This is a genomic window from Paenibacillus sp. Leaf72, assembly GCF_001422685.1.
Classification (GTDB): domain Bacteria; phylum Bacillota; class Bacilli; order Paenibacillales; family Paenibacillaceae; genus Pristimantibacillus.
The window spans coordinates 437,348-451,870 of the sequence record NZ_LMLV01000012.1 but is presented as its reverse complement, the minus strand read 5'-3'; the positions used below and the strand labels follow the sequence as shown (position 1 = coordinate 451,870).

Annotated in this window: 15 protein-coding genes and 1 riboswitch; of the genes, 1 reads left to right on the top strand and 14 read right to left on the bottom strand. The window is 51.6% G+C overall.

All coding sequences use genetic code 11. The annotated features are described in order from the left end of the window. Positions 1–25: 25 nt before the first annotated feature. From upp to ASF12_RS16640, 14 genes are all read right to left on the bottom strand, one after another. The gene (gene upp / locus ASF12_RS16710; protein WP_046231319.1) at positions 26–655 is read right to left on the bottom strand and encodes a uracil phosphoribosyltransferase; all 630 of its coding nucleotides are present in this window, start codon (positions 653–655) and stop codon (positions 26–28) included. A gap of 122 nt (positions 656–777) precedes the next feature. Next, positions 778–1,881, bottom strand: coding sequence for a hypothetical protein (locus ASF12_RS16705; protein ID WP_056036760.1), 1,104 nt, complete (start codon positions 1,879–1,881; stop codon positions 778–780). 196 nt (positions 1,882–2,077) lie between these two features. Continuing rightward, on the bottom strand, positions 2,078–3,325 hold the full coding sequence (gene glyA, locus ASF12_RS16700; protein WP_172455458.1) for a serine hydroxymethyltransferase: 1,248 nt from the start codon (positions 3,323–3,325) through the stop codon (positions 2,078–2,080). Between the two features lie 131 nt (positions 3,326–3,456). Beyond that, positions 3,457–4,080: a TIGR01440 family protein gene (locus ASF12_RS16695; RefSeq protein WP_056036756.1), complete on the bottom strand. Its 624-nt coding sequence runs from the start codon at positions 4,078–4,080 to the stop codon at positions 3,457–3,459. 75 nt (positions 4,081–4,155) lie between these two features. After that, positions 4,156–4,608 (bottom strand): ribose 5-phosphate isomerase B, encoded by a 453-nt coding sequence (gene rpiB / locus ASF12_RS16690; protein WP_056036754.1) that lies wholly within the window; start codon positions 4,606–4,608, stop codon positions 4,156–4,158. Positions 4,609–4,762: 154 nt separating this feature from the next. Then, a riboswitch (ZMP/ZTP riboswitch) is annotated at positions 4,763–4,843 on the bottom strand. Between the two features lie 97 nt (positions 4,844–4,940). Then, the gene (locus tag ASF12_RS16685) at positions 4,941–5,519 is read right to left on the bottom strand and encodes a low molecular weight protein arginine phosphatase (RefSeq protein ID WP_056036752.1); all 579 of its coding nucleotides are present in this window, start codon (positions 5,517–5,519) and stop codon (positions 4,941–4,943) included. 125 nt (positions 5,520–5,644) lie between these two features. Beyond that, positions 5,645–6,190, bottom strand: coding sequence for a manganese efflux pump MntP (locus tag ASF12_RS16680; protein ID WP_056036750.1), 546 nt, complete (start codon positions 6,188–6,190; stop codon positions 5,645–5,647). Between the two features lie 246 nt (positions 6,191–6,436). Then, complete coding sequence (locus ASF12_RS16675) at positions 6,437–7,510, bottom strand: L-threonylcarbamoyladenylate synthase (RefSeq protein WP_056036748.1); 1,074 nt, start codon at positions 7,508–7,510, stop codon at positions 6,437–6,439. Between the two features lie 703 nt (positions 7,511–8,213). Continuing rightward, the gene (spoIIR, locus tag ASF12_RS16665) at positions 8,214–8,966 is read right to left on the bottom strand and encodes a stage II sporulation protein R (protein ID WP_056036743.1); all 753 of its coding nucleotides are present in this window, start codon (positions 8,964–8,966) and stop codon (positions 8,214–8,216) included. Positions 8,967–9,380: 414 nt separating this feature from the next. Then, positions 9,381–10,466, bottom strand: a complete 1,086-nt coding sequence (locus ASF12_RS16660; RefSeq protein WP_056036742.1) for a N5-glutamine methyltransferase family protein — start codon at positions 10,464–10,466, stop codon at positions 9,381–9,383. A 152-nt stretch (positions 10,467–10,618) separates the two neighbouring features. Further along, positions 10,619–11,689, bottom strand: a complete 1,071-nt coding sequence (gene prfA / locus ASF12_RS16655; RefSeq protein ID WP_046231406.1) for a peptide chain release factor 1 — start codon at positions 11,687–11,689, stop codon at positions 10,619–10,621. A gap of 189 nt (positions 11,690–11,878) precedes the next feature. Beyond that, entirely contained in the window at positions 11,879–12,979 is a 1,101-nt protein-coding gene (gene ychF, locus ASF12_RS16650) for a redox-regulated ATPase YchF (RefSeq protein ID WP_056036739.1), read from the bottom strand. A 159-nt stretch (positions 12,980–13,138) separates the two neighbouring features. Further along, a complete protein-coding gene (locus ASF12_RS16645; RefSeq protein ID WP_056036736.1) occupies positions 13,139–13,831 on the bottom strand; it encodes a hypothetical protein in 693 nt (230 codons plus the stop codon). 48 nt (positions 13,832–13,879) lie between these two features. Beyond that, positions 13,880–14,128, bottom strand: coding sequence for a hypothetical protein (locus ASF12_RS16640; RefSeq protein WP_056036734.1), 249 nt, complete (start codon positions 14,126–14,128; stop codon positions 13,880–13,882). A 143-nt stretch (positions 14,129–14,271) separates the two neighbouring features. Between ASF12_RS16640 and ASF12_RS35215 the strand changes: the two genes are divergently transcribed. Next, positions 14,272–14,415 carry a hypothetical protein gene (locus ASF12_RS35215; RefSeq protein ID WP_172455457.1) on the top strand — a complete coding sequence of 48 codons (144 nt, stop codon included), beginning with the start codon at positions 14,272–14,274 and terminating at the stop codon, positions 14,413–14,415. The last annotated feature ends 108 nt before the right edge of the window (positions 14,416–14,523 follow it).

Here is a 14,523-nt window from a genome sequence, read left to right as displayed (position 1 = left end):
ATAATCTGCTTGCGCCAGGCAGGCGCTAATTGGTGCCGAACATGCGGTCGCCCGCGTCGCCAAGACCTGGAACAATATAGCCCTTCTCGTTCAGACACTCATCAAGCGCAGCAATATAAATATCGATGTCCGGGTGCGCTTCCTGTACTGCCTTCACGCCTTCAGGCGCGGCAATTAGACACATCAGCTTAATATGCTCGCAGTCGCGTTTTTTGAGCGCAGTAATAGCCGCGATTGCGGAGCCGCCAGTTGCCAGCATCGGGTCTACAACAACGAGCAGACGATTCGGAGCATCCGTCGGCAAGTTGATATAATATTCCGTTGGCTGGAGCGTTTCATGATCGCGGAACAAGCCGATATGGCCAACCTTCGCAGCAGGAATCAGCTTCAAAATGCCTTCTACCATGCCAAGGCCGGCGCGCAAAATGGGAACAAGCCCCAGCATGCGTCCCGATACGACCTTCGATGGCGTCTCAGCAACCGGCGTCTGTACGGTAATCGTTTCAAGCGGGATGTCCCTTGTAATCTCATATGCCATTAATGTTGCTACTTCATCAACCAGTTCCCGAAAATCTTTCGTATTCGTATCTTTATTCCGAATAAAGGTCAGCTTATGCTGGATTAACGGATGGTCGCAGATGACCAATTTGCTCATGGAGCGTTATTCCTCCTGTGTGATAACTTATTTCTGTATCAGTAGACACAATCCCGTATATTATAGCATTGTAAAAGGCCTGTTGCATCCTGTGATTTTTCTCTTTGAAAAATCGTCCGTTTTTAGCTGCTGCAGCCACCGCCACAGCCTCCACCGCCGTCTCCTCCACTGGAGCCTCCGCAGGAGCTGGATGAATCGCTGCCACTATCATGGCCACCGCTATCATGACCCCCGTCAGAATCATGACGGTCATGTGTGGAGCCCAAGCCGTCACAGCCGTATGTCGAGGACCCGCTGCCATTCGCTTCTCTCTGGGCCTTTGTCTGCGCTGCATTCATCTGCTCGGCAAAATCATTAGGAGATGAAGCGGAGATGGAGTGGAAAATGAGCATGCCGGACAGCATGCCCGTCGCTCCGATTACAGGATCATAGCCGCCCTTCCAGGAGGAAGAGGCGCCTACCGGATAAGGCTTAACTTGCTCATCATCGCTATTATGAAGCTGCGATTTCAAGCGCCACAGCAAATAATCGATCGTCTTCTGCATATCGGGATAGGCTCCCGCGGCTTTGGCATTAAACCATTTTTCCGTCAGTGCCTGCTCGGATTGCTCAGCAAACTCATCCGTCCAATTGCGAGGAAGCGGCGTCTTAAAAAATGCGCCCCACACCCGTCCGCTTGCCGGCGTTTGCTGAAAAAGCTCGCCGTATACCCAGTCAAACCAGGCCCGGCCATCGACATTCGGGCGCTCATTTTCGGCATGCGGAGCATGATGAATCAGCCCGCCGCAGAAGGCGGTGCAAAACTGCTCGTACTCCCGTGTAAACATGAGCATTTCATGCCAAATGACATCTGCCCTGCTGCTATACATCGGCACGCCGCGCAGCAGGCCGCACATTAGGAAGAAGCGCTTCAGCTCGAAGAAGGTCCATTTCCATTCCTTATCGGACAGACTCGGCAGCTGCTTGAGCACGCGATCCTTAATCCGGCTTTCAAAGTCACTCGTAAGGGCGGCCTCAAGACGTTCAGCAGCTGGACGGGCAGGATGCTCGTAAGGCACGCCTAATGCAAGCGGCGGCTCCTCAGACGGCCATGAAGCTAACGACAAGCTTCGCTTGCCCGGCGAATGGCCAGTATCATTTCTTTTTCGCGAACGATTGGATTGAGTTATGCTTATGATTACCAGGAATACAACAAAAATCAGAACGACAAGAATCGTATTGCTCATGGTTGTACCATCACCCTCCAATTAGCATAGTCTGTACTATTGTAGCATGCCGAATGGATTTTCTGCATATTATATCTACCATAAATGAATAAAAATTCCTTTTAATAACGTGACGACAGCCCTCAAACGCTTGTTTACACGCAAAAATACCGCATAGAGGCCGAGGCCCCATGCGGCTTTTTTCAAAAACTTAAAATTAGTATTTCAATTCTGGATAAAGCGGATATTGCGCAGTCAGATCGCGAACGATTTGACGGGATTTTTCAAGCGTCGCCTCATCCTTTGGATTTTTCAGCGTTACAGCGATCACTTCGCCGATCACTTTCATCGCTTTCTCATCCATGCCGCGCGATGTCGCTGCAGGTGTTCCAAGACGGATACCGCTAGTAATGAACGGGCTAGTTGGATCGAAAGGAATCGCGTTTTTGTTAGCTGTAATACCGATTGAATCCAGTACGTGCTCCGCCTCTTTGCCTGTGATGTTCAGGGAACGCGTGTCGATCAGCATCAGGTGGTTGTCTGTGCCGCCGGATACGATGTTAATGCCTGCTGCAACGAGTGTATCGGAAAGAACCGCCGCATTTTTCACAACATTTTGCGCATACGTCTTGAACGATGGCTGCAAAGCTTCGCCCAGTGCCACTGCTTTAGCAGCAATAACGTGCATCAAAGGACCGCCTTGTGTACCTGGGAATACCGCTTTGTCGATCGCAGCTGCCCACTCTTTACGGCACAGGATCAAGCCGCCGCGAGGACCGCGAAGCGTTTTGTGCGTTGTCGTTGTAACGAAATGCGCATGAGGCACTGGGCTCGGGTGAAGACCAGCAGCTACAAGACCTGCAATATGAGCCATATCTACGAAAAATAGTGCGCCTACATCGTTGGCGATTTTAGCCATTTTTTCGAAATCAATAATGCGCGGGTACGCAGATGCACCAGCTACGATCATGCGAGGGCGGTGCTTGAAGGCCGCTTTGCGAACTTCTTCATAATCAATCGTGAAGGAATCTTCATTTACACCGTAGGCTACGAAGTTGTAAAGCAAGCCGGATGCATTAACCGGGCTGCCGTGCGTCAAGTGGCCGCCATGAGCCAAATTCATGCCCAGTACCGTGTCGCCAGGCTTAAGCGCCGCCAAATAAACAGCCATGTTCGCTTGTGCGCCGGAATGCGGTTGTACGTTGGCATGGTCTGCGCCAAACAGTTCTTTTGCACGATCGCGTGCGATATCTTCCACGATGTCGACATGCTCACAGCCGCCGTAGAAACGTTTGCCTGGGTAGCCTTCTGCATATTTGTTCGTCAAAGCAGAACCCAATGCTTCAAGCACAGCTTCGCTTACGATATTTTCCGATGCGATTAGCTCGATGTTATCGCGTTGACGCTGCAATTCCAGTCCCATTGCTTTCAAAACTTCCGGATCTTGTTTACGTAGATTTTCCATTATAAATGCCTCCTTAGTTGTGTGTGCTTGTTATATAGATAAGGATTAAGCATGATAGACTCGTCAGATATTTGTTCTACGGGTTACATGCTCCATCCGCCAATAATAAAATCTTTATAGAATGCTTGCGATTAATCGCATGTCCCAGCTGATTGCTCCGGAGACAAGACAACAGCATCACGGCTGTCTGCCACACCGTCCAGCTCATACACCGCTCGTACACCGCCAATAAGCTTTGGCCGCGTAACCGCCATCGTGACATGCGCCTCGCCAATGCTGCGAATCGAAGGCCGCACCGGAACCGCCACTCTGCGCAAATGCATACCGATGAAAGTATCGCCGATATCTATTCCAGCATGCGCGGCTACCGTCTCAACGAGACAGGCATCGCTGATATGCCGATACGCATAAGCCGCCATAGAGCCGCCCGCCTTCGGAACGGGAATCGCCGCAACCTGCTCTAGTCCGTAACGTTCAGCCGCTGCACGCTCGATAACGAGCGCGCGGTTCAAATGCTCGCAGCATTGATACACCGGATAAAAACCAATATCGCGGCGCACAGCCTCCACTCCAGCGAAAATTTCCGCAGCAGCTTCCAGCGTGCCTGACGTCCCGATGCGATGGCCCAGCACCTCGCTCGTACTCGTGCCGATGACGAGAAGCTGTCCAGCCCGCAGGCTGCCCGCTGCCGCAAGCTCGCGAACGACCGTCTCTACTGCGCTTGTTATCGCTATCGTTTCCTCGTTTGCTTCCATAGCAGGCGGCCTCCTTGTCTAACTAACCGTATCCATGCAAGCATGGAACAAAGCCTTCTTACTTGTTGATTTAGCTTAAGCGTTATATTTTTGCTCGATTTGGCCTACTTTATGAATGCGTCCCGCATGACGCTCGCCGCCGGAGAATGGCGTGTCCAGCCAAATACGAAGAATTTCCTGTGCAACCCCCGGTCCAATGACCCGCTCGCCCAGTGCAATCACATTCGTATCATTATGCTCGCGCGTCGCTTTGGCGGAAAATAAATCGTGCACCAGCGCGCAGCGGATGCCTTTAACCTTATTAGCGGCAATCGACATGCCAATGCCTGTTCCACAAATGAGAATACCGCGATCCACTTCCCCGTTTGCCACCTTTTCTGCTACAGGCAGTGCATAATCCGGGTAATCGACCGATTGATTGCAGTCGCAACCGAAATCTTCAATTTCGTGACCAAGCGATAGCAGAAATGGTACAATTTCGTCCTTCAGCCGATAGCCGGCATGATCGGCGCCAATGGCAATTTTCACGTATAAACCTCCTCCACAGTATGACGATGCTGCACTTGCAATGATACTTGCGGCGCTCGGCACATGAACTCCGCTTCCGCAATTCGGCGCTTTTATTATACCTAAATTTGTCCTAAAAGACGAAAAAAGAGCATGACATGCTCTTCAGCATGCTGCTCTTTGCCCAGGCGACCGGCCGTATGTTCCGATGCTCCACCGTGGTTACCCACTTCCGTCGCCAGTCACATCGGAAACCGTATATCTGTACTCATCATAGCCGAATTTTTGTGAAAAATCAATCGGTTCCGCGCCTAAATTCGCGCTTTTACATTTGCGCTGCCACAACCATTCGCTTATTCCTGCTTTAACCGCAAGAGCAGCTGCTGCAAGCAGCTACGAATTTCCTCGGCGCAGCTTTTGTAATTACCGAGTGTTCCGCCAAACGGGTCTATAATATCAAAGCTTGGTATACGGCGCTCCAACTCCAGCAGACGATTGCGTTCGCCATCCGTCAGCTGCTGTCCCAGCGTCTGCTTCATGTGCAGCTCCGTATACAGCCGCTCCAGTTCCTTAATGTCTGCCAGTACGCCCGTATCTTGATTGACATACTCTTTGAGCGTGTGCGCTTTATCAACGGCTTCTGGGAACCATTGGAGCAGTCCTCTTTTGTGGCTGGCGGTCATCGTCAGTACGAGGTCAGCCCATTTTACCGCTTCTGCTGTCAGCGCGCACGAAGAGCTCTGATGTTCAATGCCATAACCGCGCAGCACCTCTGTCGCATGGCCGGAAACGGCCAAACCGTCAATGGTCGAGATGCCTGCCGAACGCACTTCTACTGCTACACCCTGCTGGCCCGCCATATTTTTCAACATCGCCTCCGCCATCGGAGAACGACAAGTATTTCCCGTACAAATGAACAAAATGTGCTTCACGCCGCATGCCCCTTTCTATGTGTATCAAGCGTAAACGGCTGATGCCATCCTTTGATGGCAAAGCTTCCGTTTCGCGATGAAATATAAGCCTATTTATACATGTAAACTTATAAATTCTTATATTTTCAGAAAATAAACATTATACCGAACACCAGCAGCACCGCGCCGCCGCATGCTTCGCCATAGCCGCCTAGCCTATGGCTGACTCTTCTTCCAAGCAGCAATCCCATAATCGACATTAAGCTGCCAAAAAAACCGAACAGCAGCACCGTCAGCATCAAATCAGCTGCGAACATGCCGAGCGTAACGCCAACGGAAAAAGAATCAGCGCTGACGCCCAGCGCGAACAGCAGCGTTCCCCAAATGGTGCGGTAATCAAAGGCTTGCACATCTTCTCCCCGCAAGGAGCTATAAATCATATGCCCGCCGAGCAGCACCAGCAGTACGCCAGCAGACGCAGTCGCTACATGACCAAGCAAGCCGCTGACGAAGCTCCCAGCGTACATGCCCCCGAGCGGCATAATAATATGAAAAATACCGATAATAACACTTAATCTTATTATATGGAGCCAGCGAATACCGCGCAGCCCAATTCCAATTCCTAGCGAAAAAGCATCCATGCCAAGTGCAACCGCCATAAGCAGCAGTGTAATAAATTGCCCTCCAAGCATATGGCTACTCCACAAAATGATCTCCCCCCACGTCCGCAAACACTCTTAACCCAACATATGCGGCAATGGGGACAAACATACTATAGCTTGTTTAATCGGTCTTGGAGATATTCTTACCCTTGTAAAGCGCCAGGCAAACCGCAAAACTTGAGTCAAAAAATCGCATGACAGGCACGACCGGTATAACCGGCACGAGCTTAATTTTACTAGTGAAAAAATAGTTCGCCGGCTTAAGCTGGTCTTGTCTTATACCTGATGGGTGCGATGACCGGCTGCCTTGAGCAGCCGATTCATAAGTGCGGCTCCGATACCATCTGGCTCGCAGCCTTCTGCCCAAATTCGCTGAACGCCAGCAGCATCAAACTGCCGCAATGCTGCATACAGGCGGTGCGCAGCCTGCTCCAGCTGCTGCCCGCTCCCGTAGGTCAGCACGAGAGCGGAGCCGTCCTCCATAACAGCGGCCTGCTCATCGAATACAAGAACGCCTGCTTTCAGTCCGGCGTTCACGGCTTGCGACACCTGCTCCTGCATATAAGCAACACGCTTGGCGGCTGAGCTTCCTTGTACGACGCTTAGCTCGCCCTTCGGTGCATAATGCGTATATTTCATGCCTGGCGAACGTGGCGCAGATAGCTCCTCCACGGCCGACTCAGCTTCCGCAGGTGCGTCAATTTCCGCTTGCGGCGCCGCTTTGCACAGCTGCTCCACCGTTACGCCGCCTGGGCGCAAAATGCGAAGCGCCTGTTCGCCCGTCAGTTCAATGACGGTCGATTCAAGGCCGATGCCTGTAGCGCCGCCGTCGACAATGCCGCTGATCCGGCCGCTGAGGTCTTCAGCCACATGCTCGGCGAGCGTAGGGCTTGGCCTGCCCGAACGATTAGCGCTTGGCGCGGCAACCGGACAGCCCGCAGCTGCAAGGAGGCGCAGCGCCACCGGATGGGAAGGCATCCGAACGCCAACAGTGGATAAGCCAGCCGTTACAAGCGGCGACACCGCTCCCGGCTGAACGGGAAGCACAAGCGTAAGCGGTCCTGGCCACAGCTGCTCCATCAATTGCTTCGCAAGTGCCGAGTAAGGCAGCACCAGCTCATCAAGCTGCGAAATCGTTGCGATGTGAACAATAAGCGGATTATCGGAGGGGCGGCCTTTGGCCTGAAAAATCTGCGCCACCGCCTCCGAGCTGCGAGCATCGGCACCAAGCCCGTATACCGTCTCCGTCGGGAAAGCTACAAGCTCTCCACCGCGAAGCAGTTCTGCTGCTTCCGCGATAGACGCCTCCGCATATTCATCCGTCATGCGCCATACCTTCGTCGTAGTCATCTCTATCCTTCAATCCTTGCTCTGTTATAGTCATCCTTCTAGTCTGTATACTCCCGTAAGTATACCATACGCTTGGATAAAAACGGAGCCAGCAGCATAACCGCAGCCCGCGGATGCTCACTGGCTTAAACCTGGCTATAAGCTGCTGTATGCTAGGGTGTTTATGTAAACCGGAGTAGCCCTGCCACTCCTTGCTCAGAGCTTAATCGTGGCCAAGCTCAACTGGCGATTCGAGGCCTGAGAACCGAAGCATGCGATTGCTACTGAGACCCCCTGTAGCTGTGACTCTTGTTGCTAAGACCCTTGTTGCTAAGACCTCATAGCTTGGGAGCTTGGGAGCTTGAGAGTTCGGGAGTTCGGGAGTTCGGGAGCTCGGGAGCTCGGGAGCTCGGGTGCTTGAGAGCTCGGGTGCTCGGGTGCTTGAGAGCTCGGGGCGGGGCGCTCATTTCTTTTTTGAGGACTGAGATTCCGCTATTTTGGCTTTTCAATCCATTTCAAGCCATAAGCGGACAGGAAATCCGCTATCGTCCTCATTTTGTCGTCAAAATGGCTAGTGGCATCGCATTAGCTGCTCCTGAGTCCGCAACCTATGCCTTAACCCGTAATTCTATTAAAATAGCGGCTGCTGTGTCCGCCAAGTCTAACTTTGTACAGGGATTAAAGCTCTGAAATGAAGAGTATCGAGCTGGCTTGTATACACGCCCTAAGCAAACAGGCTTTGCATCCAAGCAATCAGCTTTTGCAGCATTTCCCAAAGGAAAAACTTTGCTTCCGGCGCTTCGCCTTCCGCTTTGCTAGGAGCAGAATCCTGTTTGGCATGGACAACATCGCCAGCATTTTCTTTTTGTGCAGATGCCTTTTCTACAGAAGCTTTCGCTTCTTTCGATTCTGCCTTGCTTGCTGCATTTGCTGCCTCCACCTCGCCATCGGCGGCTACCGCTTCGCCGGAAGCTGCATCGATGAAGCACAATGGCGGGAACAGCACGCACCACCAGTTCTGCCCCTTGCCTTCACCTAGCGTAATGAGCAGCGCTTCGTAGTTGCCAGCAGGATATACTTCACTTCCGTACATTTTAGTAGGGAAAGGAACTTGGCCAAGCTCAATGTGAAACGCATAATCAAAACCCCGGCTGCTCAATACTTTGCCAACCAGAAGCTCCATCTCGCCCATATGCTCGCGCATCGTGGCACGAGCTTCTTCTATCGTCTGCGGTCCAGTTACCCAGCTGTTCATTGCCTCGACCACAGCATCACGAACGACACGTTTAACTGCCTGATCGGCAGGAGCGTCGGAATTAGCCAGTATACGGAGCCTGATCGACTCCTCCGGAATATGACTGCCAGCTACAGCGGCATCTACTTTTTGCAGCTCCCAGCTCATTACAAGTACAGCAAGCACCACCATAATAAGAACGACGGATCTACGATAAGAAATACGGGAATAATTGCGGGACATACACAAGCTCCTCTCGATGGCACCCGTCGGTACCTCTGCTTGCGTTCCGGAACGTATCTATCCGTAAGTATGTCCGCGATTCCCGTTCTATAAACCTCAAACCTATTAAATTTTAATAGACAAGCGTAAACGGCTGTCGCCGCCCTTTGGCGGTGCTACTCAGTCCGAGAAATTGAAGCTCAGTGAGGAAACATATACTTTCTTATATTTCAAAAATAAACAGCCCCTTGGGCTATTCTATTGTTATAGCCTTCTAGCAATTTTCGGAGCTGTTCGCTCCTGCAGGAGCGAACTTGCAGTATACTGATGCACACTCGCGGCATGCAGAGCACTTGCAGTATGCTGATGCACACTCGCGGCATGCAGAAGCAGCATGCCGCAGGTGTGCTTCACAAGGGAGATTATTCATCCTGCCTAGCCGTTGGTACGCACCGCAATAACATGGCGGTCAATGCCGCCATAATCTGTAATCGTCCGTACCTCGTCCCACATATCCGCTTTCCTTAATAGCTCCGCCACCGCTTCCGCTTGGCCCATGCCCAGCTCGAAAGCGACGATGCGCGGCATTTGCCTCAGCAGCGGCAGCTGCTCTACCATGCGGCGGTACGGGTCCAGCCCGTCCGCTCCGCCATCCAGCGCGAGATGCGGCTCGTAATCCCGCACCTCGCGCTGCAAGCCCGGGAGGTCATCCGCCGGTATATACGGCGGATTAGATACCAGCACATCGACGCGGAGGTCTACCGCGCCGGGTGCCTGGGCTGCGGCGGCGCCGCCCGTTCCGATGAACGGCGCCAGCAGGTCGCCCTGCACGAACGCCATGCGGCCCGCCGCTCCATGGCAGGCCGCATTCGTGCGGGCGACAGCCAGCGCGTCCGGCGAAAGATCGGACGCGCATACGCGCCAGAGCGGACGCAGCACAGCCAGCGTCACGCCGATGGCGCCGCTGCCCGTACCGACGTCAAGCACCGTCGGCCGCGCAGCCAAGCCCTTAGCCCGGTCAGCCGCTATCGCTGACCCTCCCTCCTGCTCCGCCTGCTCGCTGGCGCTATTGCTCGCAGCGGCAAACCCCGCCTCGGCCGCGCCTTCCGCTGGCGCACCCTCTGCTTCCGCCTGTGCCGATTCCGGCCACAGGCGATCCGCCGCCTCAAGCACTGCCTCGACGAGCAGCTCCGTCTCGGGCCGCGGAATCAGCACGGCCGGCGTAACCGCAAACGGCCTGCTGTAGAACCACTGCTCGCCGATGATATATTGCACCGGCTCACCATTCCCTTTTCGCCGAGTGAGCTCGTCCCATGCCGGAGCCAGCTCGCTCGGAAAAGGATCGCCCCCGTCGCGCAGCAGCTCCATGCGCCCAATTCCCAGCAGATGCTGCAGCAGCAGCTCCGCATTATTGCGCGGTTCCTCGACGCCCTGCCCCGCCAAAAACGAAGAAGCCTGCAAGCAGGCTTCTCTAATGGTACAAGGCAGCAAAACCTTCCACTCCTTGCTATTGTCGCCCATGTATCCAACGTCCCTTTCTTTACTTCCCTAAATGCCCGCCAATAAAACGCATAGCCGCATAAAAGGCAGGGTCTCCAAGCACAGATGCTCGAAAATCCTGCCTCTTCACGCAGCATGCCAGATCTGGCAGCTCACTTGGGAAAGCACTTCAGTTAGTTCAGTTCTCTCTCCATAATGTCGGCTTGCTCAGCAATCGTAAGCGACGAAATAATTTCCGCCATGTCGCCGTTCATAACCGAATCCAGCTTATGCAGCGTAAGACCAATACGGTGATCCGTCACGCGGCTCTGCGGGAAATTATACGTGCGAATCCGCTCACTGCGGTCGCCCGTTCCGACTTTGCTTTTACGCTCGCCGGCATATTTCGCTTCTTCCTCTTGACGCTGTACATCGACAATACGCGCACGCAATACCTGCAGCGCTTTGGCTTTGTTCTCATTTTGCGATTTGCCGTCTTGGCAAGTTGCCATAATGCCCGTTGGTACGTGAAGCACCCGGACAGCGGATTTTGTCGTATTAACCGACTGGCCGCCTGCGCCGCTGGAGCAGAATGTATCAACCCGGATATCCTTGTCGAAAATCTCAACTTCCACTTCCTCAACCTCCGGCATAACCGAAACGGTCGAAGTGGACGTATGAATACGGCCGCCTGACTCCGTTACTGGAATACGCTGTACCCGATGAGCGCCGCTCTCGAATTTCAGCTTGCTGTAGGCGCCTTTGCCCGTAATCATGAAAATAACCTCTTTAAAGCCGCCCAAGTCATTTTCATTAAAATCCATCAGCTCTACACGCCAGCCTTGCGTATCCGCAAACTTCGTGTACATGCGGTACAGCTCATAAGCGAACAAAGCAGCCTCATCGCCGCCAGCCGCGCCGCGAATTTCCACGATAACGTTTTTGTCATCGTTCGGATCTTTCGGCAGAAGCAAAATTTTAATTTTCTCTTCCAGCTCTTCCTTGCGGTCAGATAGCTCATCAATCTCCATCTTGACCATCTCGCGCATTTCATCATCCAGCTTCTCGCCCTGCATAACCTTCGCATCGTCCAACTGCTCCGACACTTGTTTATATTCAGTATAAGCTTCATAAGATTGTTGCAGATCGGACTGCTCCTTGGAATATTCCCGCAGACGCTTCGGATCACTTGCTACATCTGGATCACACAGCAGCTCACTCAACTTCTCGTAACGATCAGCCAGTGCTTGTAAACGGTCCAACACCATCATTCACCTCTGTTATCACACTTTGATACTCCATTATAACATATGCGCAGCATTCTATCGACAAGCGAATTACTGCCGCCGCGCCCAGTTTTCTACTTTTCCGCTTGTTAAGTTCGCATACCTAGACGAAGGAGCCTCCGAATCCGCTTAAACAGCAGATCGAAAGCTCCCTCTTTCGTGAAAAATCTAAACGTTAAAGCGGAAATGTATAACATCGCCGTCTTTTACGACATAATCTTTGCCTTCCAAGCGAACCTGGCCACGCTCTTTCGCCACGTTCATCGAACCGGCAGCTGATAAATCGTCAAACGATACGATCTCGGCGCGAATAAAGCCGCGCTCAAAATCCGTATGAATAACGCCAGCTGCCTGCGGCGCTTTCGTTCCGCTGCGAATCGTCCAAGCGCGAACTTCCTGCACGCCTGCCGTAAAATACGTATAAAGGCCAAGCAGCTTGTACGCCGCACGAATCAGACGGTTAAGTCCCGACTCCGCAAGGCCAAGCTCCTCAAGGAACATCGCCTTGTCTTCGCCTTCCAGCTCGGCAATTTCTTCCTCAACACGCGCGGAAATGGGCACCACTTCTGCATTTTCAGCAGCAGCGAACTCGCGAACTTTATTAACGAATTCGTTATTGTCCGTGTCAGCAACTTCAGCTTCGCTCACATTGGCTGCATAAAGTACAGGCTTCATTGTCAGCAAATGAAGATCGCGAATGAGCAGCTTCTCATCCTCGGACAGCTCCAGGCTGCGCGCTGGCATATCATTGTAGAGCGCCTCTTTTACACGCTCAAGCACTTCAACCTCTTGCACAACTTTTTTGTCGCCGCCCTTGAGATTTTTGCGGGAGCGCTCGATTTTTTTATCAACGGAATCAATATCCGCCAAAATCAGCTCTAGATTAATCGTCTGAATATCGTCGATCGGGTCGATTTTGCCCGCTACATGCGTGATATTCTCGTCTTGGAAGCAGCGAACGACATGAACAATCGCATCGACTTCACGAATATGTGCCAAAAACTTGTTGCCAAGTCCTTCGCCCTTGCTCGCGCCTGCTACCAGACCGGCAATATCAACAAACTCAAATGCTGTAGGCACGATGCTTTTCGGCACCACAAGCTCAACGAGCCTGTTCAGACGCGGATCCGGCACCTCTACAACACCAACGTTAGGATCAATTGTACAAAAAGGATAGTTAGCGGATTCAGCACCCGCTTGCGTAATTGCATTAAACAAAGTCGATTTGCCGACATTCGGCAAGCCTACGATACCAGCTTTTAAAGCCATGCGTAAAGACACCCCATTTTCCGAAGTAACAAGCTCTCGTCATTATACCCGATGCGTATAAACAATAAAAGGGCGAGTTCGCTTACCCGCTTAGCAAAAGGCTCCTGTTGTGGTGCTGATACACCCCGTTCCAGCCAGCGTTCGTGCAAGAGCTTTAAATTAGAATCCGTATTCAAATTCATATTTGCTGTTTATTTCTTCCCATAGCTTTTGTCTGATTTCCGCCGGTTGATCCCCACCCGTTTGCAAATCAGGATGCTTCGAGCCTTTTATTTCAAATTTCCCATTGTTCATATTAAGGATGGCATACTGCCCCATGCTGTTTTTCTTTAGAAAAATAATGTACTTCTGCTGGGATGCCATCTCATTGTAGCCTGCTGCCTTCACTTTAGTTTTTATGCCATCGGGTTCTGTAATGATGCTAACAGGTTCAACGATTTCCATCTGCTTCGCATCTGCCCATTCAGCAGGCTGTTTAATGATTTTAAAAATCCCCACTTGTGACAGGGTATAAAAATCCTGCAACGTTCCATCACTGTAGTAGGCGGAATTCTGGTCACGCTCATCAAAAGAATGTATAGGCGCTCCAATAATAATCAGATCTGCTGCTTGCTCCAAAGCCTTTAATGAGTCATATACCTCATATCGTACAGACATCTCCATTTCCCGCATTTGGGAGGTGGAGGTGTCCGAGAAAACCATGAGCTTTTCCAGTGGCTCCACTTCATTAATATTCGTTATTTGGTAGGAGCTTAGCTTATTTTGGGTTTTATTGGCATTATAGATCGTGACAAAATACCCTCTATAAATCGTAACGCCAAAAGCGCGGTTGCCATCTAATTCAATAATCATCGAATACTGGTCCTTTTTGGCTCTGCTCAGATCAAGCTCATTGGATTTTTAAAATTTCATTTTCGCAAAAACAGCCATGATTTTATCGATTTCTTGCGGGTTCGTTATCCTTTTTTCTTCCCGCTCCGCTGTCGTAGCTGATGATCTGACTAGCTCAATGGCTGTAATATCTGCTTCACCGACTGAATCTAATACGGCTTTTTGAAACGTCGTATATTGCGACGCCATATAGAGCGCAGCTGCAATTACAACAACGATAACCGCAGCTACAAGCCTGATAAGCGTGTTCTTTTTCAAAATAGAAAGCTCCTTCCCTTAAAAATTTATTATGCTTGTACAATTCCGTTTCACAGCCTCCTCATGTCCTTTTTTCACGCATGCTTCAGAACGCTTCGGTCATACTATAGCTGGGGTTACCCGCAGTCAGGAGGTGAAGCGCCGTGGAAAACAACACTCACAAAGGCAATTACAAAGGCACAACGAAAATGCATGCGAAAAATCAGGACATGGCATTCGTAAACGATAACATTAAGGATACGAAATCCGTCTCCAACTTCACAGACAAGAAGAAAAAAACCGACTAACCACCCCTAAACCCATCTATTCTTCCCGTAAAAAAGCATACGGAAGAGCCTCCAGCCACTTAACTGCCTGGCCGAAGGCTCTTCCGTTGTTCATTGCTGCCCTTAGGC